The organism is Trinickia diaoshuihuensis (assembly GCF_003390925.1).
GTDB classification, from domain to species: Bacteria; Pseudomonadota; Gammaproteobacteria; order Burkholderiales; family Burkholderiaceae; genus Trinickia; species Trinickia diaoshuihuensis.
Genome location: NZ_QUBS01000089.1, coordinates 72705 through 93250, shown reverse-complemented (window position 1 = coordinate 93250; position 20546 = coordinate 72705). Strand labels below are relative to the sequence as shown.

Genomic DNA, 20546 nt, shown 5'->3' with positions numbered 1-20546 from the left:
TACGCCCTGAGTCACTCGATCCCAAGATGAACTCGACGCACTTGCATCCGCCTCCCTCGCCCGCCGTGGCGGATCAGTCCGTTGAATTCGACAACTGGTATCGCGCGCATGGCCGTGCGATTTACCGGTTCATCGCGCGCCGCGTGCGCAGCGCGGAAGATGCGGCCGACATCCTGCAATCGACCTATCTCGGCGCTTGGGAAAATCGCGGTTCGTACCGCGGCACGGCCCAGCCCAAGACTTGGTTGACCGCAATCGCGTTGAACGTCGTGCGCAACCATGTGAGCCGCGCCTCCGATTACCGCTTCGTCATCGAGTCCCTCGACGATCACGAAAGCGAACTCGTCGACACACGGGCACCCGAGCGGTGCGTCTCGGTCAGGCAAACATTCTCGCGCTTCCTCGAATTCGCGCAGTCCCTTTCACCTGAACAGCAACGCATGCTCGAGCTCCTGTTCGTCGATAACGTGAGCTACGTGGAAGTAGCGGCCGCGCTCGGCATTCCCGTGGGCACGGTGCGTTCGCGCTTATCGCGCCTGCGCTCGAAGCTGGAGCGGCATTTCGATCACGCGGGAGCGCTTTGATGCACCGGACGCCTCGAACGCGTCGACTTGATCGCGCATTGCCGCCGCTGCTGGTTTGGCCACGCGGCCAGGCGATCCTTTGGCTAACCGTTCATCCAATCGCCCATCAACGATGACGCTCGAACCCAATGAAATCCAACTGCGCGACGCACTCCGTCACGCCGACCGCGTACGTCGCACGATGTCGCCCGATCGACCCGCTGAATGGCAAGCGTACGTCCAATCGTTGCGGGGCGTCTCCCTGGCGAATTGGAGCGCCACGACAGACCTTCAGATGAAGTTCGCCCTATTGCGCACGGTCATCAACGAAATTCGGTGACCCGCATGATCGAGCGCGCTTGCCTGCGCCTGTCGTTGCTGGCGGCGCTTTGGCTGCTTTGTCTCCCGGGCGGCGCATTCGCCGCGGCCGAGGTCGATCCCGGTCTCGGCGCGCCGTACGCCGTCGAGACGTCGAAGCAACCCCTGCTGACCGTGCTGGAGCGCTTCGCCGCCGATCACGGCCTTACGATCCGCGTTGCAGCCCACGCCGGCCGTCCTTGGCAAACGACAACGCTCGACGGGTGGGTGCGCGCTCCCTCGGGACTTGCGTTTCTCGAGCAGCTTTCTCGCGCTCACCACTTTTCTTGGTTCGTCGCCGAGCGCACGCTCTATCTGAGCGCGGCACGCGATGCCGCCGTGGAGCGCATTGCGCTCGCGGGCATGCCGGCCGACCGCGCGCGCGCTGCCCTCGAAGCGGTTGGCGTCTACGACGCGCGTTTTGGCTGGGGTGAACTTGCCGGCCAAGACGCGGTGCTGGTCGGCGGCCCGCAAGCCTATCGCACCCTCGTTCGACGCTTCTTGGCGAAGGGCTCGGCACCGGGCGAGACGGCATCGGAACTCGAGCCGATGATTTTTCCGCTTCGCTTCGTGCGGGCGGCCGACGAAGCGCCCGCCGATTCCGGCGTCGCTACCCGCCCCGGCGTTGCCGCCATACTACGGCAACTGCTTGCGCGCGAGACGGCCGTCAACCCGCCCCTATTCGCCATCCCCGCACAAGCCGATTTTCCCCCGCTGCCTACCGCGCCGCCGCCCGCTTCGCAATGGACAGCATTTCCCAGCGCCACGGCCGCCTCGCCGTTACCGTTGCCGCTGCCCCGCGCGCGGGCATCCGGCGAATCGGCGTCGCAAGCGACAGAACCGAGCATCGTCGCCGACGAAGCGACGAATTCCGTGATCGTATGGGGCGATCGCCGCTGGCGTAGCAAGATCGCGCAAGTCGTCGCTGCCCTCGATCGTCCATCGCCGCTGGTTTCGATGGACGTACTCGTGATCGAGACGGACCTCGCCACCGTGGCCGCGCTCGACGCGGCGAGCGACGGCGGGCAGGCACGCGCGACGGCGACTGCGCACGGCTCAGCCTTCGACGCGCAAATCGCGGCGGCAATCGCCGAGCGACGCGTGCGCGTGCTCAACCGGCAAACGCTCGTCGGCCGTTTCAACTCCCATACCACGCTGGCAATCGGCGGCGAGGCGCCGGCGGCAAGCACCGCGCCCGACGCCACTTCGGGAGAGCCGCATAATGGCCGCGGCGGCAATCGCGGCGATCGTCTGGACCTCGCTGCCCGGCTCATGCCCGCTCAAGGAAACGCCGCGCCGAACGTGGCGGTCGACGTCGACCTCCTCATGGCGCAGCCGACGGGGCTTCCCGGACAAACCTGGGCGAATACCAGCAGCGTCAAGTTGGATACGGCGGTCACGCTCGAAAGCGGCGCGCCGCCGCGTTTGATCGCGAGCTATCCCGTCGCTTCGGCACGCGCGGAACAGCGTGCCATCTTCATCAGCGCGAAGGCGTTGTGAGTCGGAGCACGCCGCACCGCCATGCTCGAACTTCGCATTCTCACCGGCCTACATCGCGGCGCGGCCGTTCCGCTCGAAGGAGAGACGATTCGTATCGGCAGCGCGGCGCAGAACGATATCGTCTTGCTCGATCCCGGCATGCCGGCGTCGGCCTGTGCGATCTACCGCGCACCGACCTCCGAGTGGCTCTGTCGCGTATTCGACTCAGAGTCGCAGAGCACCGCGCTCGGAGGACAAAACATAGCGGGCGGAACGGCACTCGTCGCAGGGGCGCGTTGGTTCGCAGGTCCAGTTCTCATCGGATGCGAAGACGAAGCTGCCCCATGGGGCGCCGAGCCCACACGGAGCGGCGCCCAATCCCGGAAACGACCCGTACGCCTCGGAACAAAACTGACCGCGGCGGCCGGAATAGTCCTCCTGTCGACAGCCACCGCGGCGTTGCTGCGATGGCCGAGCGAGCCCACGGGCGCAACCGCGGCATCCGCCGCGTCCTTGCCCGATGCGGCAAGCGGGCCGGTGCGCATCGTCAGCGGCACGCTCTACCCAAGCGAGGCCGTTCGCAAGCCGCCTTTCGCGATCCGCAGCGCGAGCACGGGTCCTTATGGCTTCCTCGTGACCGAAGACGAGCACGTCCTGATCGTCGGAAGCCGTTGGCGCGGCTTCACGCTCGTCAAGATCGATGCCGAACGCGCCCTGTTCACCGGTCCCTATCGCGCGGAGTTGAAATGGTGACCGAAGGGGCAACCGCGCACAACGGCGGCTCGGCGTCCGAAACGCCGGTGCGCCTCGCCGCGTGGGCACGCGATGCGCAGCATCGGCTCGCCAAGACGCCGCCAGAGGCGGTTAGCTGCTATGGGAAGGTCGCACACGTGGGTTCGATGCTCGTCGTCGCGCGGCTGCCGCGATGCGCCATCGGCGATCTGTGCGAGCTGCTCGGGGCCGGTGCGGCCAGTGTGCCGGTCCTAGCCGAAGTCGTCGGTTTCGACGACAAACACACCCTACTTGCTCCGCTCTCGCCCACCGAGGGCATCGCGTTCGGTTCGCTCGTCCGCTTGCTGGGCGCGCCTCATCGCGTGCGAGTCGGTCCGCACCTACTCGGTGCAGTGCTCGACGGCTTCGGCCGCGTGCTTCGGCCGGGGCCCGAAGCGTCGAAATCGGGACATGACTGTTCCACCGTACCCGTCATGGCAAGAGCGCCCTGCGCCACGCGGCGCCCGCTCGTCGACCGGCATATCGTCACGGGCGTTCGCGCGATCGATGCCGTGCTGACGTTGGCGCGGGGTCAGCGCGTGGGCTTGTTCGCCGGGCCCGGTAGCGGTAAGACAACGCTGCTCGGCGCATTGGCGCGTGGTATCGACGCCGACGTCGTCGTCCTCGGCCTCGTCGGGGAACGCGGGCGCGAGTTGAACGAGTTCATCAGCCGGGAGCTCGGTCCCCAACGGATGCAGCGGACGGTCGTCGTTTGCGCGACATCCGACTCACCGCCGATGGAGCGCGCGCGAGCCGCGTTCACGGCAACGGCGATCGCGGAAGGTTTTTGCCGCCGCGGCAAGCACGTTCTATTGCTCGTCGATTCCCTCACGCGCTTAGCGCGGGCTCAACGCGAGATCGGGCTTGCGTCGAACGAGCCGCCGGGTCGCCTCGGCTATCCCTCGTCGGTCTTCGCCTTGTTGCCTCGCTTGATCGAACGCGCCGGCAACCGAGCCGACGGCGCGATCACCGGCATCTATACGGTCTTGACCGAAGCCGAGCACGGCGACCCGATCGCCGATGAGAGTCGCTCGCTCCTTGATGCTCACATCGTCCTGTCGCGCAAGCTTGCCGAGCGCGGCAGTTTTCCGGCGATCGACGTCGTCGAGAGCCTTAGTCGGTTGATGCCCCTCGTCGTGCACGGCTCGCACAGGCGCGATGCCGAACGCGCCCGCGCGCTGCTCTCGCGTTATCGAGAACTCGAATGGCTGATCGCGCTCGGCGAGTACGAGCCGGGCCACGACCCGTCAGCGGACGAAGCCGTCGCTCGCTATCCGAAACTTGCCGAACTCATCGAACAAGACCTTCGCACCCCCGCTCCTTGGGAGACAACGCTTGAACACCTCCATGCCAGCGTTCGCGAGCGCTGAACATCGCCGCGCGCACGCTCGTCAGCCTGCGCGGCAGGTTGCGGAAGACCCCGCGCCATCGGGCTTGCCAGATGCTTGCCTCGCGCTCGCAACCGTTTCGGATCTCCGTCGCAAACGTGCCGCGCGGCAACTCGCCGAGGCCGAACGCGGCCTTCGCCGGCTAACGGATGAGCACGCAGGCCGCAAAGCCGAATGGATACGGTCGAAACAATCGGCAAATGAATTCGAACGCGATTGGTACCGGGCACACTTGGGCCGCGAGATCATCTGTCGCGATCTTCGCGCCGCTCGCAGCGCTCAGTCGAAGCGCGACGCGCTGTCGGAGCAGCAAGCCGACGCACTTGCCTTGACCGAACGGAACATCGAGCAAGCGCGCGTCATCCTGGTCGAAATTCGCCGGCGATACGCGGCGACCGAGCGCAAAGTCGAAAAGCTGCGCGTCATGAGGCAACGCCTCGCACCGGTCGAGCGTGTATGACGCCGCTGGCCCTCACCTCGAGCAGTCGACCGCAAGCCGATTCACCCTGTTTAGGCGTGGCCGCGCCCGCGCCGAAGCCCATGCTCCTCGGCGAAGCGTCGAATGCTGGATGGACCCATCGGGCGGCCGCCGCGTGCAGACAGGCCATCCCGATACGCATACGGGTCGCGCGAGGCGGCATCGCGGCTGGCTCGACCTATCGCACGACGCTTTCGATGCCGGAATTCGGCCCGGTCGGTTTGACCGTCACGCATGGCGATTCATACCTTACCGTTCGGTTCGACTGCCTGTCGAAAGCGAGTCATGCCTGGTTGACGATAAAAAAACGCGCGCTGGAACGCAGCCTCACACATGCGTTCGGCCGCGCAACGCATGTCGATGTGGCCCATGACGAAAGCCGATGACCCGGGCACCTCGCGTCTAACGCAGCCGTGTCGCCGGCCCCTTCGCCTGCGCGCTGTCGATGCACTCGCCAAGGCGAGGCACCGTCTTGCGTCCGCATACAGCGCGTCATGCCGACTCGACGACGGCGAGCAAGCGCAATTGCTCCTTCACACCTGCTTCCGCCCCGATGGAGAAGGGTTGCCGCTCGCGACGCGCTTTGGCTACGCCATCGCGTACGACTACGGACCGTTGCTCCTCGCCTGTACGGGGATCGATACGGCGCAGGCCGCGACGTTGCCGGGCCAAGCCGCGCTCGCGTGCTACGCGTTCGCGGCATTGCCGCCCGAGCTACAAGCCGCGCTCGGCGATCCAACCGCGATCGACGCCGCGCCCGCCGGTTCGGCCTTCGAGCCACACCTAAGCATCGGCCTATCGATCCGTTTGCAATCCGTTCGACTCTCGATGCGGCTCACGATGACGGCCGACGGTCTGCATGCATTACTCGATAGCGAGCCATGGGTACCCGTCGTCCCCGTCGCCCACGTGCCCGCGTGGATCAAACGCCATGACACGCAAATCGGCTTGACCGCGGGCGATGCGGTATTGCCGCTTCCCGTATTCGAACGCCTCGCGTGCGGCGACATCGTGCGCCTCTCCCGAAGCGTATTCGACGTGACGGGACGCGCGTCGATCCGCATCGCCTCACACCGCCTGAGGTTGCGCTGGCTCGATTCTCATCATTGCTTCGAAGTCGAAGATATGACCCACACTCCCACTCCACCCCACGATGAGGCGTATGACGCCGTACCCCGCGCGGACGATGCGCTACCGTCGATCGATCCGGCCGCCCTTCCGATCCGGCTTTCGTTCTTGCTCGGCACGCTTCGGCTCACGGTCGGCGAACTCGCGCGCGTACGACCAGGCTCGCTCCTTCAATTGAGAGAAAGGGTACCGCCTCGAGTGATCGTCGAAGCGAACGGCCAAGCAATCGGCGAGGGCGAGTTGGTCGACTTCGACGGCCGGCTCGCCGTCGAAATCACCCGTTGGCCAGATTCGCGCCCGACCGCGACAACGCCATGATCCTCGAGCACAACCCTTTCGCCCTGCTCGCGCTACTTGGACTACTCTCGCTGTTGCCGCTGGTCGCGATCGCGACCACGTCCTACCTGAAGCTGTCGATCGTCCTCGTATTGGTCCGCAATGCGCTCGGCGTGCAGCAAGCGCCGACGACGCTCGCCCTGAACGCCATCGCCCTCGTCGGAACGCTGTTCGTGATGTCGCCCACGCTCTCGGCCTGCATGGCGCAAGCGCGCGGGTTCGATCGTCCCCTCGCATCGGGTGCGTCGCAAATCGACACGGCGCTCGAAGTCGTCGAACCGTTGCGGCAGTTCGTATTGCGCAACGGCCGTCAAGAGGAGCGCGAACGCTTTCTAGACATGGCGCGCAAGACCTGGCCCGAGCCCGCGCACCGCAGCGCCAGCGCGGACGATTGGAGCATCGCCGTGCCGGCATTCGTCGTATCCGAACTCCAATCGGCGTTCGAAATCGGGTTGCTGCTGTTTATCCCGTTCGTCGTCGTCGATATTCTCGTGTCGAACGTCCTCCTTGCGATGGGCATGCAAATGGTGCCGCCGATGATCGTCGCGCTCCCGATCAAGCTGCTGCTGTTCGTGCTCGCGGACGGATGGGGCAAGCTGCTTCACGCGCTCGTGCTCTCGTATCGCGGATAACGCCATGTCCGACTCGCTGATGTTGCTCCAGCATGCGCTGCTATTCGCATTCAAGGTCTCGGTCGTGCTCTCGTTGGCAGCCGGTTGCGCGGGCATCGTGATCTCGCTTCTCTTGTCGGTCTTTCAAATTCAAGATCAAACCTTGCCTTTCGCGGTGAAACTCGTCGTGGTCGGCGTCATGATCGCCATCACGGGCCGCGCGGTCGGCGCCGAGCTTCTGAGTTTGATCGGTCAGGCGTTCGATCTGGCCAGCGTCGGGCAAACGTGATCGGCTCGCCCTTTACCGGCGCCATGGAATCCGCGTTGCCGTTCGTGGCTGCCCTAGCGTTATGTTCTATGCGATGGCTACCGGCCATCTTCCTGGTTCCAATCTTCCGCGCACAGGCCATGAACGGTCTTGCGCGTTCCACTATCGCCCTGGCGCTGGCGTTGCCGGCCGCATCGGGCGTCGCCGGCGCGCTGTCGGACGCTCCGCTGCCCCTCGCGCATTGGCTCGCGCTGACGGCGAAGGAAGCCGCCCTCGGCATCATCGTCGCCAGCCTCGTCGCCGTTCCGTTCTGGGCAGTCGAGGCCGCGGGGACTTACCTCGACTATCAGCGCGGGGCGAACCCGCAGGCGCTCGATCCGGCGATGTCGGTGGACGCATCGGTCCTGGGGGGAATCCTTCAGCAAGCCCTCATCGTCTATCTCATTGCTAGCGGAGGGCTACATGCCGTAATCGAAATCGTCTCGACAAGCTACATCGTGTGGCCGGCCCTCGCCGGATTTCCTCCCTTGGGCCCAGCGATATGGGCACCGTTCGGTACACTCCTCGCCGCGACGATGCAGTTCGCGCTCACGCTCGCCGCTCCGTATCTGCTTGCACTCGCCGCCATCGAGGCTTGCTTCGCCATTGTCTCGCGCGTCAATGCGAAATTCCCCGCCTATGTGGCCGCATTGCCGTTCAAAAGCGTTGTCGTGATATTGCTGATCGCGATGACATTGCCGCGCCTGCTGGCGGCTGGGCATGACCTAGTCGGCGAACATGGTTCGGAAGTGAACCGAGTTCTGCGCGAAACCGCGGCCGCCGCCGATCGGAACAACGCGCGATGAGTGACAAGCCGCTACCTCCCACCGATAAGCGCGTGCGCGATGCGGCCGCCGAAGGCAACGTCGCACGTAGCGACGTCTGGGCCGGATTCGTCGGTTGCCTGCTCGCAACGGAGGCTGCGTTCGCGATGATCGACGCCGGCATCGACCGCTGGCTGGCCTTGCAAGCGGCCGTATTCTCCGCGCTGGCCGAGGCCGAGGCCGATCCCTTGCAGGTTGGTCTGCGCTTGCTTCCGGATTGCCTCGGCGCGATCGTCGTTACGATTGGGTTATTCGCTGCGATCGCACTGGCCGCCGCGGTTCTTGCCGCTTGGGCCAGCAGTGGCCTATCGTTCGCTCCGAAGGCGATCCGGCCGTCGTTCAAGCGCCTAAACGCCGCGCGGCACTTCAAAGGATTGTTCGGCGCCAAAAACCTGACCGCGCTCGTCATCGCACTGGCCTGCGCCTGCCTCGTCGGCGGGCTCGCCTACGGCCTCTTGCGTGCGCGGCTGCCGCTCGTCGGCGCGATGATCGACTGGCAATCGATCGAATTCGACTTGCGGGCCGGCACGGCCGCACTGCACATCTTCGTCAGAGCACTGCTGGCGGCGTTCTTCGTCCCCGCCGCCCTATCGCTCCTCGTCGCGAAACGTCAGCATCATCGCGCATTGCGCATGACGCATCGCGAAGTCAAGGACGAATTGAAGCAAACGTCCGGCGATCCGAGCATGCGTGCCCGGCAACGTGCCTCGTTCACCGAAGCCGTATTCGCCGCGGCGCCGAACGCCTCGCGCCGAAACGGCCGGCGCGCGCTCGTCACCAATCCGGAACATGTTGCCGTCCTACTGGACTATCGCGGCGACGACGCCGATGTACCGACGATCACGGCGAAAGCGACGGACGATGACGCCATACGGTTGACGAACGAAGCCTTGCTCGAGCGCGTGACGGTGTTTCGCTTTCGGAAGCTCGCGCGGCGTCTATATCGTTGCGCAGACCTACAGGCCACGATTCCCGACGATTGCTATCGAGCGGTTGCGATCGTCTTTCGGATCGTCGACGAGCTGGAAGCGCTGAGCGACCGGCCGAACACGCCGATCGAAATCGACGACGTCGCTTTCGATTCCGAATAACGTCGAGCGCCTATGCGCCGTCGTATCGCGGGTCGACAGCGGCAGCGGCAGCGGTAGCGACAGCGGGCAGAGAAAGGCTACCGAGCACATGGACACGTTGAGTCGAAATCAGCTCCGCATACGATAGGACATGCGTTTCCGGTAAATCGTCTGCCAGCAATTGACGCAATGGGCGCCGCAAAGATTGAGTCGTCAGCAAGACCGGCGCGGCGGCGCACTCTCCTCGTCCAACAGCCAATGCGCGCGTTTGGCGAACGATGTCTTGCGTCAAACCCGGCTCGACGGTCAACGCAACGCCAACCGGCCCCTCCTGCAACGCTTCGCGCAACCGCGCTTCGAGCGCTCTCTCGAGCAAACACGCGAATAGCACGCCGCCCTCGGCGAACTCGTCGCAGATCTGCGCGCCGAGCGCAATGCGGACATGTTCAGCCAACGCACACGCTTCTTGCTCGCGTGGCGCCCACACGACGAGCGTTTCGGCGATTTCGCGCACGTTCCTCAACGACACGCGTTCGGCGATCAGCAGTTTCATCACCTGCGCGAACCGCGGCAGCGTCAATGCCTGCGCCAACTCCTTAGCCGTAGCCGGCATCTCGCGCTGCAGCCAGTTGAATACGAGCTGGGCTTCATGAATGCCGACGAAGCGGCCCGCATGGCGTTGCAACAGCCTGCGCATCAACAGCGAGACATAACCGATGGCGTCGAGCCCCCGAGACGGCTCGTCGTTGCCCGCCGGTAATCGATGCGGCTCGATCCAGACCGCCGCCTCGAGCAGCGGAAACGACTGCGCAATCGCGTGCGTCTGCGAGATCCCACCTTGCTCGTCAGGCGTCGTGACACAAACGCGGTCCCAATGCAGTTGCCCCGACGCCACGACCACTTCGTGAATCGCAATCTCGTACATGTTCTCGGTCAATCGCGCGACCCGATCGATCTCGATAACAGGCACCGTCATGCCGTAACGCAACACAAGCTCGTTTCGAACGCGCCGGATCGCACGGGTCAATGCATCGAGGCGCCGCACCGCGCCCTCATCGGCAAGCTGCGACGACAGCGAAACGACGATGGGCCGCAGCGGCACGATCTGCCGCACGTCGACGTCATCGGGGACGACGGCGGGATCGGGCGGCTTCACGGGCGCGCGGGAGTGCGCATGCGCTCGCGCTTCACGCCGCAAATGCATCACACCGGTTGCACCCATCACGAGCGCCAACAGCAAGAAGACGAACCAAGGCATGCCGGGCACGACCGCGAAGACCGTCATGACGAACGACGCAAGCATCCAAGCCCATGGCGCGCCGATGAGCTGCCGCGCGATCTGGCCGCCCACCGTCGACGCGGGCGATGCCGCGTCGTCGCCGCCGCGCGTGATCAACACGGCCGCGGCGATCGCGATCAGCAACGCCGGAATTTGCGCGATGAGCGCATTGCCGATGGTCAAAATCGAATACCGCTCGAGCGCCTCGTCGAACGATAAGCCGCCGCGCGTCACTCCGATGGCGATCCCGGCCGTCAGGTTGACGACGACGATCGCGAGTCCCGCGATCGCATCGCCCTTGACGAATCGCATCGCACCGTCCATCGCACCGTGCATCCGGCTTTCGCGCGCCAGCTCTTCGCGAAGATATTGCGCCGTCTCGGGGCGCGTGAAGCCCGCGCGCAAATCGGCGTCGATGGCCATTTGGCGCCCCGGAATCGAATCGAGGGTGAAGCGCGCGCCAACCTCGGCGACGCGCTCCGCCCCTTTCGTGACCACCAGAAACTGGACGATCGCGATGATCGAAAACACGATCAGGCCGACGACGAGGTCGTCGCCCGCGACAAATCGACCGAATGTATCGACGATATCGCCCGCGTCCGCGTGCAGCAATATCGACCGGCTCGTGCTGACCTCGATGCCGAGCCGAAACAGCGTCGTCAGCAGCAGTACGACGGGGAAACTCGAGAACGAAACGGCACTCGGCATATACAGCGCCAGCGCGATCAGCAACACGGCGGCGGCGATATTGACGGCAATCAGCGCATCGATGACGAGGGCCGGCAGCGGCACGACCATCATCGCCATCACGAGCGCGATCAAGATCGCCGCCACCGCGTCGCCGCGCGCACCGAACCGCGCGAGCCAGCGCGCAGGACGACCGTCCAATACGCGCCGCAATCGCTGTATCGGCGCGAAGGCCGCCGCCGAGGAAATGCCCTTCATAAACCGGCCGATCAAGAAAGAATGCGTTGAGTAACCGATGCGGCGCCAACGGTTCCGCATACGCGCGCGGCTGCGGCTAAAAGCCCGATGGACAGCGAAACGCGTGCAAAGCCGGCGCGGCGAACGGATTCACCACGCTCGACGCGGCGAGATCGAGCACGACGCTTCGTCCGTCGAAGACATACGTCAGCACGAACCGGTCGGCAGCCCGCGCGTCCAGGCGGCCGAAATCGAGCAAACGGAACAGCGCCCAAGCACCGTGCGTCTGAACGCTTTGGCGGCCATCCGGGCCCGCCGGTGCGAATTCGATGCGCGCGGCGCGGGCGCCCGCGCGATCGGGCCAATCGAAGCTCGCGGCACGCGGCGGACCGTGCGCGTAGTCCAGCGTTTGTGTGCCGTCGGCAAGGACGAAGCGCGTCAAACCGGGGTCCATATCGCGCGGCGTGAGCGCGAAATGCACCGCCATCGTTTTGCTGCCCCCGGGGAAAAACGCGTCGCGTATTTGCGCGGCCCGCTCGAACTCGCGCAACGCGGCGACCGGCATCCCGGGCGGGGCGATCCGCGGGCGCCAGACCCAAGGCGTCGCACTCGTATCGACGTACGGTTTCAAATACGTTTGAAAGAACGTATCGAGCAACCCGCCAGGGGCGAATAGCCGTGCGAAATCGTCAGGCGTAACCTCATCGCCGCCGCTAGAAAAAAAAGGATACCGACCGTCGATCGCCGCATGGCAAAACGCGCCCGCCTCAGCCCGCCATTGCCGCTCGATGTGGTTGCGCTGCGCCGACTGAGCCGACGTGGTGCCTTCGCGTGCCAGCGAACCGAGCATATCGCCCACCGGTTCGGGCAGCGTCAGGGCGCTTTCGGTCAGTCGATCGAGCGCGTCGTCCGCGGGTGCAGGCAAGCCGCTCCCGCGCGCGGTATCGGCCGCACGCAGATAAACGGCTAGCTCTTTCAACTGCGCCTGGACTTCGCCGAGTGCTCCGCTGCCCCGCTCGCCCGATCCGGCGACGAGCCGATGCAGGGCCGCGAAGTGCTCGTCGACCAACGAGGCCGACGCTGCGCTATCGTCGGTTAATCGAAGAGGCGGTTGCGTCGCCGGTGCCGCCCCCGAGAACCACTGCCGGACCTTGCGTCCGACGATACCCACGCGGTCCGGCGCCCTAGCGGCGGCTGCCCGCGCGGACGCGGCACCGGCAATCGTCGTTTCCTTTGCGACGCGCGCGAGGAACGCCTGCAATGGGGAATCATGGCCCGCCAGCAGTGAAACGAGCGACGCGGCATCGCCGGACCCCGGCAGAGGCCTCAATCGGACGTCGTCGATGACGGTATCCCAAGCTTGCGCGTAAGCGGCAAAGTACAGGCGATCGACGCTTGCCGCCAGTTCGCCCGGCTCCGCCGTGGCCGAGGCCGGGCGGCCGAGTATCCAATCGTCCCGCCGGCCTTGCGCGAGCGCCGCATCGCGCACGCCGAAGTAACGACCGAGTCCGGCTAACGTATAGACGCCCGGCACGCCGTCGCTGAGCCGAGCCCCGCTTTTGCGGTAAAACACGAGTGCCGCCGCCGGACCCGCCATCTCGGCGACCGACAGCGGCTCCGGCACGGCAGCGCGAAGCGCCGGCATCAGCGCGTCGAATATGCGCTGCGCCCGAGGTTGCGTGAGCAGACGCGCGCGTGCCTCGCCGACCAGCTTCGCGTCCAGCGGGACGGCCGGCGCGAGCGCGGCGGCGTCGGCCCAAGCGGCGCAGTGCGCCAGCCAAGCGGCCCGTTCAGCCGGCGATAGCGCTAGCCGCGAAGCGTCTTCCTCGATCCAGGCGAGCACCGTGGCACCGTCGTAATGAGCCTTCGCGCCTAACATCGAATAAGCGCGCAGCGTCTGGAATTGCTTCGCTGGGGTGTCGCTCGCGTCCCCCAACTGCGCCTTCATGCGCTCGATGACGTAAGGCTGCACCGTTTCACGCAGTACGGTCGCATAGGCCGACCGGCAGGCACGCTCCAGATGCACTTCGCGCACGAGGTCGAGGCCGACGAGCCAAGCTTGCCCCGGCTCTTGCCACGCCTTGCCGCAAGGCAGAGCGCGAGCCTCGTCTAGCAGGGCGAGCATCGCACGCGGCGAGCGAAGCTCGACGCCCGCTTGGGCGGCACGCACGAGCGCGGCAGCCGCGGGCGCCGTGGCGGCGACTGCCGTACTCCCGTGCCGATAGGCGGTGACAAGACCGATTGCCGCACACGCGAGCATGAGCGCACACGCGGCCGTCATCACGCGCGCGATGACGATGCGCCGATGCGGCAGCGCGAGACGCGAGCGCGCAAGGCCCCGCTCTTGAAAAACCGCCCTCCGAAAAAAACCTTCGATGAAGTAAGGACGCTCGGACCCGGACGCCCCATGCAAGGCGGGCGCTGCCGGGAGCGTAACGGACGCAGAATCGGAGGCATACGCGTTCACCGCGGCCGGCGTCGTCGCGACCGCGCAGAAATGCACGCCACGCAGCAACGGCGTTTCGGGGCATCCGGGCGAAGCCTCGAACGCATTGCGCAAGAACTCGCTCAGAGGCGCGGCCAATCTATTGAACGCCTCGGGAAAGCCGAACGTCATCGCGGCGCGGTATGCATCGGCGCGGACCGGCATGCGCGCGACGACCTGCGCCCGCGCCGCCCGCATCAGCGCGTCGAATCCGTGCGCGGCGCCGCCTGGCGATGCATCGTCCGATGCATTCGTCGCGAGCGGAAAGACGAGCCCGAGAGAGCTTGCGCGCGCCTCGTCCGTCGAATCACCGCAGAACGCCTCGAAGCCGGTCAAGCGATCGCACTGCGTCACGAGCAGATAAACCGGTAGCCGCCTTTTCCATAGGCGATGGCATTCGTCGATGCGCTGCCGCACGCCGTCGGCATAGCGCGCTCGCGCCGCGTCGTCGCTATCGACGAGTTGCCGAACCGAGACGGTAACGACGACGCCGTTCGCCGGACACGCGCCGCGCACGCGCCGCAACCGTCGAATCAACGCGTGCCAGACGGCTTCGCTCTCGGGCTCTCCAAGCGTCGCTTCGAATAAGACGGCGTCCTTGCCGAACCAGCCACGTAGCAGCGTCTCGCCGCTCGCCGCCGAGGCAGGCGAGGGATGATCTTGCGGACGCTGGCCGAACGCGCGCGCGAGCGTCGATTTTCCCGCGCCGCGCTCGCCTACGACGAGATACCAAGGCAAACGATAAACGCTATGTTTGCCCAAGCGCCATGCCGGACCTCCCGCGCGGACCCAACGCACGGCGGATGCCACGATCGCATCGGCGTCGCGGCGCATGCGATCGGACACGACGGGACGCACGAGACCTTTACGGATCGGCTCGGTTGGCGCCCCCTCGGCTCTATCCGGCCGATTCGCCGTGCCTGATCGCCACCGGGGAAAGAATTTTCCTAACATGCTCATAACGCAGCCCCATCAGCGATTACCGTAATCACGACCCGGCGATTGCGTGCTCGGTCCGCCGGCGAATCGTTCGGGACCACGGGCTCGGAAGCGCCGCGTCCTTGGGCGAGAAACCGTTCCGGCGCCCCGGCTTGTTCGCGCAGCAGATTGACGACCTCTGTCGCGCGCGCTAGCGAGAGTTGCCAATTCGATGGCTTTCCGCGCGAAGGCGCCTCGTCGTCCGTATGGCCCGACACGACGATGCGCGCATCGAACCCGCGCAGCGCGATCCCGATCCGCCGCAGCAACGCGATCCGATCGGGTAGAACCTTCGCGCTGCCCGACGCGAACAGCGCGTCGCTGCCGAGCGTGAGAACCGCCCGATCGGGGGCGGAGTCGAGCGCGAGCCGCCCAGCCGAAACATCGTCGGTCAAACGGCTCGAGAGGCTATCCGCGAGCGCGCTCGACCCGTGCTCGGGGAGCGTTGCGATACCCGTGGCCGGCGCGACCGCGATACGCGCCAATGTGTCGATCACCGGCATCGCTTGCGCGTGCAGACGCGCATCGACCACGACGATCAGCGAGACGAACGCGGCGAGAGCAAGGGTGACGACGGCCCGGCAGCCCAACCATCGAGCGTGTCCGCGCCAAACATGCTCGTGGCCCGCCATCGGCCCCGGCCAAGCGCGCGGCATCGAGCGTTCCGCCAAGAGCCGGCGCCTCAGATCGGCGCGCACCGACTCCAGACGAGCGGCCCCGGCATCGAGCAAGCGATAACGGCCCTGCATCCCCAGGGCAAGCATCACGTAGATGAGTTCCAATACGTCGAGGTGCGCATTCGCGTCGCGCGAAAGATCTTGCAGCAGCGAGAAAAAGCGCTCGCCACCCGACGTTTCGCCATGAAACAGCATCAACAAGCTACAGCTCGCCCAGGCACCGCCGCCGCCGGACGGCGTCGCGGCGACGATCTCGTCGACGAAGGTGCACAAGCAGTAGTGCGCCGCCGTCCGTTCGCGTTCATCGAGCCGGGCATCGGCGAGTGCCTCGTCGAATGCCTCGACCATTGCGCGCAGCCGGTCGCGCAGCGGCTCTAGCGCATCCTCGTAGGGACGCAGGCGCAGCGTGCAGGCGAGATCGAGCAACGGGCGAGCCGCCGCGAGCGGCAGATTGATTTCCGCGCCCACCCGAATCCGCGCCGCCGCGACGCCATCCCATGCCCGCGTCATTGCCGGATCGCCCATAGCTGCAACTCCAAGCCGGGCAAGCTGCCGGCCACATGCATCGCGAGCGCGCCCGACGATGCCAAGCGCGGCCACAACGGATCGTTCGCGTCGAGCGCGAAATAGCAGCGCTGCGCGTGAAACGGCAACTGGCGCGGCGCGGCGGGCAACAGGCGCAGCGCGATGCCGGGCAACTGCAAGTTCACGAGGTCGTCGATCGTTTCCAGCGGCCCGACCTTCAGGTGCTGCGGTAAGGACGCCGCGAGCATGTCGACGGCCATGTCCGCACGCGCGGTCAACACGAAACCGCTGCTGGCGAACAGCGTCGAGTCCGCCACGCGCGCCACGTGCAAGCCGAACGGCCTCGCGTCGAGGCCGATGGCTACCGCCTGCGGATTCATCGCATGACTGAGCGCTTCGCGCACGGTCTCCATCAAAGGCGCGAACGTCGCGGCGAGCGCGTCATGCCGATAGGGGCCGCGCTCGGCGTGCCGCATCGCGCCGTGAGTGAGGCCAGGCAGTTCGCCGGCCAACTGCAACAACGCGCAATAGAGCGATTCCGGATGAACGCCCGCGCTTTGCGCCCAATGCGCCAGCAGCGGCTCCACACGATTGACGAGTTGCAGCAATAGGAAATCGGTCAACTCGGCGACCGCGCCGATTCCCGGCTGAGCGAGACGTGCCGAAAGCATCTGCGCGCGCTGACGCAGCAACCCGGCTAGTTCGTCGACGAATGCCGACAAGGACGCCGCGACCCGATAGTCGAGGCAAGGTGGTATGTACGCAGGATCGAGCACGAGCCGATGATCGGCACGGCGCTCGACGATCCGCGCGACGCCGATGCGCGTGAACGCATCGCCGATCTCGTCGGCGAACGCGAGACGCATGCGCACGCGCGCGACCTGAACGAGCGCGCTGTCGCCTCCGCGTGCGTGACAATCGTCCACGGCATATTCGGCACGCCGGTATCTCGCGTACGACTCGCCGTGCGCCCCCGGATCGTCCCTCTCCGAATCGTCCTCGACTTCCGGCACGCCCGGCCTCGCTAGCGCCAGCGCCAGCACGACGGTGACCTCGCGCCGGTTTTCGGGCACGTCGATCGGCAACGGCAAATCGCCGTTGCCGGGCAGCGAAAACGGCGTGCCGTCCGGCATCACCCCTTCGCATGCGAGCAACGCAAGCTTACCGAGGGCCAATTGCGCACGGTCGATCTCGAGCATCGAGAAGCCCCAACCGTGCGGCGCTCTCGGAGCACAGCGCGCACCGATCAGCCAGTGCAGGTATCTGTCGTGTTGTTGCAGATGCTGTTGCTGCAGCAGCATCCCTTCCGACCACACGACCCTATCGTTGCAAAGCATTGATTTCCCCGAAAATCGTGCACGTGACACCCGATTCGACAATCGAATCGAACGCGCCCGCCGCTTCGTCGCATGCGCGCATCATTTGCGTGCGGCGCCGATCGCGTCCGTCAGTTTTTTCCAAAGCGGCTTGACGAACCGTCCGACGAGCCCGTCGTCATCGACCGGAGGCGCTTGCGGCACGCGCCTGACCGTGACGCCATCGCCGGCGAAAACGGCCGCGAGTTCCACGTCGCGAGACGCCGATGGATCCACATCGACGATCGCCCGCCAGTGCGCGGTATCGATGCGTCGATACGCCGCCACGATCGCAAGCGCTCGGGTGCGCGCATCGAGCGGTTCGTCGAGCCGAATCCGTTCGCCCGGCCGTAAGACGATCACGCTACGCGCGAGCGCGGACCGGCCAAGCACGGTCTGATCGTGGTCATAGAGTTCGAAGAACGTGGCCTGATCGAACGCATCGCGCTGAGCGAGCGCATACAAGCGCACGAGCACCGGCGCGCTCTGCCCCTGCGCGCCGGGATTGACGGACGAGGACGCGCTCAACGTCCAGCGCGCTCGCACCGCGTCGTCCGATCGTTCGCGCGGCCAGTGAGCGCATGCCGTGAGCCACAGTGCGCCGAGACACGGCAAGACGATGCGAGCATGTCTCATCGCGCACCCGAGCCGTCGTCGGCCTTTTTAGGCGCGCTCGGCGCATGGGGCGAGGCGCCCGGCGCGGAGCCCGCCGCCCCGCCGCTGTTCAAACCGACGACGGGGCCGCTCACTTGCACGCCGGCGGGCGTGATGGTCACGAAGCTGCCGCCGCACTTGAGCGTGAGCATCGCGCCCGCTTCGATGACCACGCTCGCACCGCCCTTGATATGAACGATCTCGCCCTGCGCGGAATAATTGACGCCTGCGGCCTGCACGATGTCGATACCCGCTGAGAGCGACGCGCTTGCACCGACCTTCACGCGCTGCTCTTCGCCGATCGTCAGGTCGTGCGCGCCCACCTTGACGAGCTGCCGCCCCTCGACGATCGCATGCGCGTCCTCCCCCACCCAACTAAGCGAATCGCGTTTCACATAGCTGTCGGCGCGCCCGCCCGTATAAAGCAGCAGTTGCAAATTTTTATCGTCGAAGCGCAGCTCGCTACGCTCTCCGTCGCCGGCGAGCGATGCGCTGCGTATCGTCGAAATGGACTCGTGCGCGGGCAGCGCATAAGGTGGCGGATTGGCGCTGTTATAGAGCGCGCCGACGATCACGGGACAATCCGGATCGCCGTCGATAAATTCGACGATGACCTCCTGCCCCACGCGCGGCATGAAGACCATCCCCCAATTGCGGCCCGCCCACCCTTGCGCCACGCGTACCCAGCAGCGTTGCAGGCGTTGGCCGGCCGACGGCGGGTCGAGCTGTTCCCAGTGAAACTGCACCTTGACGCAGCCGTGCTCGGCGGTGCTCATGCTATCGCCCTCCGGCGCGACCACACTGGCGCTCTGCGGACCCGCATGCGGGCGAGGCGTCGTGCGCTCCGGCCGGAACGGATAGCGACTCGGCAGCGCTTTGAACGTGCAATCGAACACGGGCTCCTGGCGCCTCGCGGCGTCGCACCCGGGCACGTAATCGCCGCCCCGAATGCGGTACTGCGCTTCGGTGACGAGATAGTCTTCGTTTTGATCGGCGCGAGGGTGATCCGCGAGCGTAAAACGATGCCCCGGCGCGATGGCCGGCGTTGTCGCGGCACCGGTCGCGCATGCGCTCGCCGCCTGCAACGCATCGATGCGCGCCTGCGCTAAGCGGCGCCCGTCGTCTTGCGTGAGGTAATGCATCTCGTACTCGGCGGCGACGTAACGGCGCTCCCCGGCATCGCTCGATGCGCGCGTGACGAGCGCTTGTTGCTGCGCGCTCGCTTTGGCGTTGGTGAAGTCGAACGCCGTCAATTCGGCCGTGCCCGTCGCCAAACGGTGCTCGAACCGCCACCGGTAGATCGATTCCGAAACGGGCCATGCATCCATCCGTACTTCGGAGTACGGGATCGCTCCCACGTGAGCCGGCGCGCCCGGCGCATCGGCCAACACGAGGCGGTCGCGGCCGTTTTCATGCTCGAAAAAATAATAGATGCCGTCACGCTCGAGCAGGCGGCTCACGAAGTCGAAGTCGCTCTCGTTGTACTGCGCGCAATGATCGCGTTTCGGGTAGCGCGCGGCGCAGGCATTTCGGTAATCGATGCGATACCCGGCCAGCACGGCCTCGACGATCTCCAGCACCGTGCGCCCGTGAAAGAAGCGGCAATGTCGTCCGAGCGTGAGCAGCCAAAGGCTCGGTCGGACGATCGCCTCATAGCAAAAAAGCGCGCGCCGGCCTTCGTCCACGCCGGGCTCGACGATCGAAAACGCCGCAACGATGCCGTTGAATTCGCGCGTGCGTTCGCTCGATTCCACCGAAATCGACAATCTCGTCCCGAGCAACGCACGTGCTTCAAGATCCGCGCGATCGCTCAGCAGCGTCGCGCGGATCTCGAACGGGCGCGAGAGCGCATCGACGCCGCTCGCCGCCGACAACACGAGCGTATCGTCCGCCAGTGCGGTCTTCACGCGCGCCGCGCGCGGCGCTTGGAGTGGAAGGGTCATCGAGTCACTCGCTCCCGCGCTTCAAGGCATCAACGTGCGCACGGCGCCGCCGAATGCCACCGCGACGCTCCCACCGAATGCGCACAAACAAACGCTGGCGTTAGTCAGCGCCGGCAACGCACCGATTGAGACGGTCGGCGCCCCGGGCAGCCAAGGCGCAACGGTTTCGGGAATGCATGGCGCGGGGGTCGGCACGCCCATGGCCGCCGCCGTCGCCGCTGCGACGGCGGGATTCGCCGGCGAACTGCAAAGCCCGAAGGTCGGAATATTGACGAGCGGCTCGTGATCCATGATCGTCGCGGCGGGGCGCCCCTCGATGAGAACGCGTGCTTGCGGCAATACGACCAGCGCGGTAGGCGCGGCACCGAACGTGCAAGTCAATTCGGCGCCGGCAACGACGGGTTGGGGCATATC

Annotated in this window: 17 protein-coding genes and 1 pseudogene; 11 read left to right on the top strand and 7 right to left on the bottom strand. The window is 66.0% G+C overall.

Annotation, left to right across the window (positions count from 1 at the left end):
* Window positions 1-26: 26 nt before the first annotated feature.
* From DXT59_RS30870 to DXT59_RS27590, 11 genes and pseudogenes are all read left to right on the top strand, one after another.
* The gene (locus DXT59_RS30870) at window positions 27-584 is read left to right on the top strand and encodes an RNA polymerase sigma factor (RefSeq protein WP_162878274.1); all 558 of its coding nucleotides are present in this window, start codon (window positions 27-29) and stop codon (window positions 582-584) included.
* A gap of 112 nt (window positions 585-696) precedes the next feature.
* Window positions 697-903 carry a RidA family protein gene (locus tag DXT59_RS30865; protein WP_162878273.1) on the top strand — a complete coding sequence of 69 codons (207 nt, stop codon included), beginning with the start codon at window positions 697-699 and terminating at the stop codon, window positions 901-903.
* 5 nt (window positions 904-908) lie between these two features.
* Window positions 909-2420, top strand: coding sequence for a secretin N-terminal domain-containing protein (locus DXT59_RS27635; RefSeq protein ID WP_240324716.1), 1512 nt, complete (start codon window positions 909-911; stop codon window positions 2418-2420).
* A gap of 21 nt (window positions 2421-2441) precedes the next feature.
* A pseudogene (locus DXT59_RS31635) lies at window positions 2442-2657 on the top strand (FHA domain-containing protein); the annotation flags it as partial.
* Between the two features lie 488 nt (window positions 2658-3145).
* Window positions 3146-4540 (top strand): FliI/YscN family ATPase, encoded by a 1395-nt coding sequence (locus DXT59_RS27625; protein WP_116141315.1) that lies wholly within the window; start codon window positions 3146-3148, stop codon window positions 4538-4540.
* 250 nt (window positions 4541-4790) lie between these two features.
* The gene (locus DXT59_RS30860; protein WP_162878271.1) at window positions 4791-5018 is read left to right on the top strand and encodes a hypothetical protein; all 228 of its coding nucleotides are present in this window, start codon (window positions 4791-4793) and stop codon (window positions 5016-5018) included.
* Between the two features lie 387 nt (window positions 5019-5405).
* Complete coding sequence (locus DXT59_RS27610) at window positions 5406-6482, top strand: FliM/FliN family flagellar motor switch protein (protein ID WP_162878270.1); 1077 nt, start codon at window positions 5406-5408, stop codon at window positions 6480-6482.
* Window positions 6479-7132, top strand: a complete 654-nt coding sequence (gene sctR, locus DXT59_RS27605; RefSeq protein WP_116141564.1) for a type III secretion system export apparatus subunit SctR — start codon at window positions 6479-6481, stop codon at window positions 7130-7132. The genes DXT59_RS27610 and sctR overlap by 4 nt, the downstream gene beginning before the upstream one ends.
* 4 nt (window positions 7133-7136) lie before the next feature.
* Window positions 7137-7400, top strand: a complete 264-nt coding sequence (locus DXT59_RS27600; protein WP_205417487.1) for an EscS/YscS/HrcS family type III secretion system export apparatus protein — start codon at window positions 7137-7139, stop codon at window positions 7398-7400.
* Between the two features lie 23 nt (window positions 7401-7423).
* A complete protein-coding gene (gene sctT / locus DXT59_RS27595) occupies window positions 7424-8224 on the top strand; it encodes a type III secretion system export apparatus subunit SctT (protein WP_162878269.1) in 801 nt (266 codons plus the stop codon).
* Window positions 8221-9333, top strand: a complete 1113-nt coding sequence (locus DXT59_RS27590) for an EscU/YscU/HrcU family type III secretion system export apparatus switch protein (protein WP_116141305.1) — start codon at window positions 8221-8223, stop codon at window positions 9331-9333. Before sctT ends, DXT59_RS27590 begins: the two co-directional genes overlap by 4 nt.
* A gap of 10 nt (window positions 9334-9343) precedes the next feature.
* On the opposite strand, the gene DXT59_RS27585 is transcribed toward DXT59_RS27590, so the two are convergent.
* The 7 genes from DXT59_RS27585 to DXT59_RS27555 all read right to left on the bottom strand — a co-directional run bounded on the left by DXT59_RS27585 (window position 9344) and on the right by DXT59_RS27555 (window position 20543).
* The gene (locus DXT59_RS27585; RefSeq protein ID WP_162878268.1) at window positions 9344-11536 is read right to left on the bottom strand and encodes a flagellar biosynthesis protein FlhA; all 2193 of its coding nucleotides are present in this window, start codon (window positions 11534-11536) and stop codon (window positions 9344-9346) included.
* 76 nt (window positions 11537-11612) lie between these two features.
* Window positions 11613-14846: a type VI secretion system membrane subunit TssM gene (gene tssM, locus DXT59_RS27580; RefSeq protein ID WP_162878267.1), complete on the bottom strand. Its 3234-nt coding sequence runs from the start codon at window positions 14844-14846 to the stop codon at window positions 11613-11615.
* 110 nt (window positions 14847-14956) lie between these two features.
* A complete protein-coding gene (gene icmH, locus DXT59_RS27575) occupies window positions 14957-16180 on the bottom strand; it encodes a type IVB secretion system protein IcmH/DotU (protein ID WP_116141299.1) in 1224 nt (407 codons plus the stop codon).
* On the bottom strand, window positions 16162-17496 hold the full coding sequence (gene tssK / locus DXT59_RS27570) for a type VI secretion system baseplate subunit TssK (RefSeq protein ID WP_240324707.1): 1335 nt from the start codon (window positions 17494-17496) through the stop codon (window positions 16162-16164). The genes icmH and tssK overlap by 19 nt, the downstream gene beginning before the upstream one ends.
* A 102-nt stretch (window positions 17497-17598) precedes the next feature.
* The gene (gene tssJ, locus DXT59_RS27565) at window positions 17599-18171 is read right to left on the bottom strand and encodes a type VI secretion system lipoprotein TssJ (protein ID WP_116141294.1); all 573 of its coding nucleotides are present in this window, start codon (window positions 18169-18171) and stop codon (window positions 17599-17601) included.
* Window positions 18168-20132, bottom strand: coding sequence for a type VI secretion system Vgr family protein (locus tag DXT59_RS27560; protein ID WP_116141292.1), 1965 nt, complete (start codon window positions 20130-20132; stop codon window positions 18168-18170). Before DXT59_RS27560 ends, tssJ begins: the two co-directional genes overlap by 4 nt.
* 21 nt (window positions 20133-20153) lie before the next feature.
* Complete coding sequence (locus tag DXT59_RS27555; RefSeq protein WP_116141290.1) at window positions 20154-20543, bottom strand: DUF4280 domain-containing protein; 390 nt, start codon at window positions 20541-20543, stop codon at window positions 20154-20156.
* Window positions 20544-20546: the final 3 nt, after the last annotated feature.

Bases quoted from the DNA above. Each gene is read 5' to 3' on its own strand.
- DXT59_RS30870 (WP_162878274.1), top strand. From the start codon at position 27: ATGAACTCGACGCACTTGCATCCGCCTCCCTCGCCCGCCGTGGCGGAT.
- DXT59_RS30865 (WP_162878273.1), top strand. From the start codon at position 697: ATGACGCTCGAACCCAATGAAATCCAACTGCGCGACGCACTCCGTCAC.
- DXT59_RS27635 (WP_240324716.1), top strand. From the start codon at position 909: ATGATCGAGCGCGCTTGCCTGCGCCTGTCGTTGCTGGCGGCGCTTTGG.
- DXT59_RS27625 (WP_116141315.1), top strand. From the start codon at position 3,146: ATGGTGACCGAAGGGGCAACCGCGCACAACGGCGGCTCGGCGTCCGAA.
- DXT59_RS27610 (WP_162878270.1), top strand. From the start codon at position 5,406: ATGACGAAAGCCGATGACCCGGGCACCTCGCGTCTAACGCAGCCGTGT.
- sctR (WP_116141564.1), top strand. From the start codon at position 6,479: ATGATCCTCGAGCACAACCCTTTCGCCCTGCTCGCGCTACTTGGACTA.
- DXT59_RS27600 (WP_205417487.1), top strand. From the start codon at position 7,137: ATGTCCGACTCGCTGATGTTGCTCCAGCATGCGCTGCTATTCGCATTC.
- sctT (WP_162878269.1), top strand. From the start codon at position 7,424: ATGGAATCCGCGTTGCCGTTCGTGGCTGCCCTAGCGTTATGTTCTATG.
- DXT59_RS27590 (WP_116141305.1), top strand. From the start codon at position 8,221: ATGAGTGACAAGCCGCTACCTCCCACCGATAAGCGCGTGCGCGATGCG.
- DXT59_RS27585 (WP_162878268.1), bottom strand. From the start codon at position 11,536: ATGAAGGGCATTTCCTCGGCGGCGGCCTTCGCGCCGATACAGCGATTG.
- icmH (WP_116141299.1), bottom strand. From the start codon at position 16,180: ATGGGCGATCCGGCAATGACGCGGGCATGGGATGGCGTCGCGGCGGCG.
- tssJ (WP_116141294.1), bottom strand. From the start codon at position 18,171: ATGAGACATGCTCGCATCGTCTTGCCGTGTCTCGGCGCACTGTGGCTC.
- DXT59_RS27560 (WP_116141292.1), bottom strand. From the start codon at position 20,132: ATGACCCTTCCACTCCAAGCGCCGCGCGCGGCGCGCGTGAAGACCGCA.
- DXT59_RS27555 (WP_116141290.1), bottom strand. From the start codon at position 20,543: ATGCCCCAACCCGTCGTTGCCGGCGCCGAATTGACTTGCACGTTCGGT.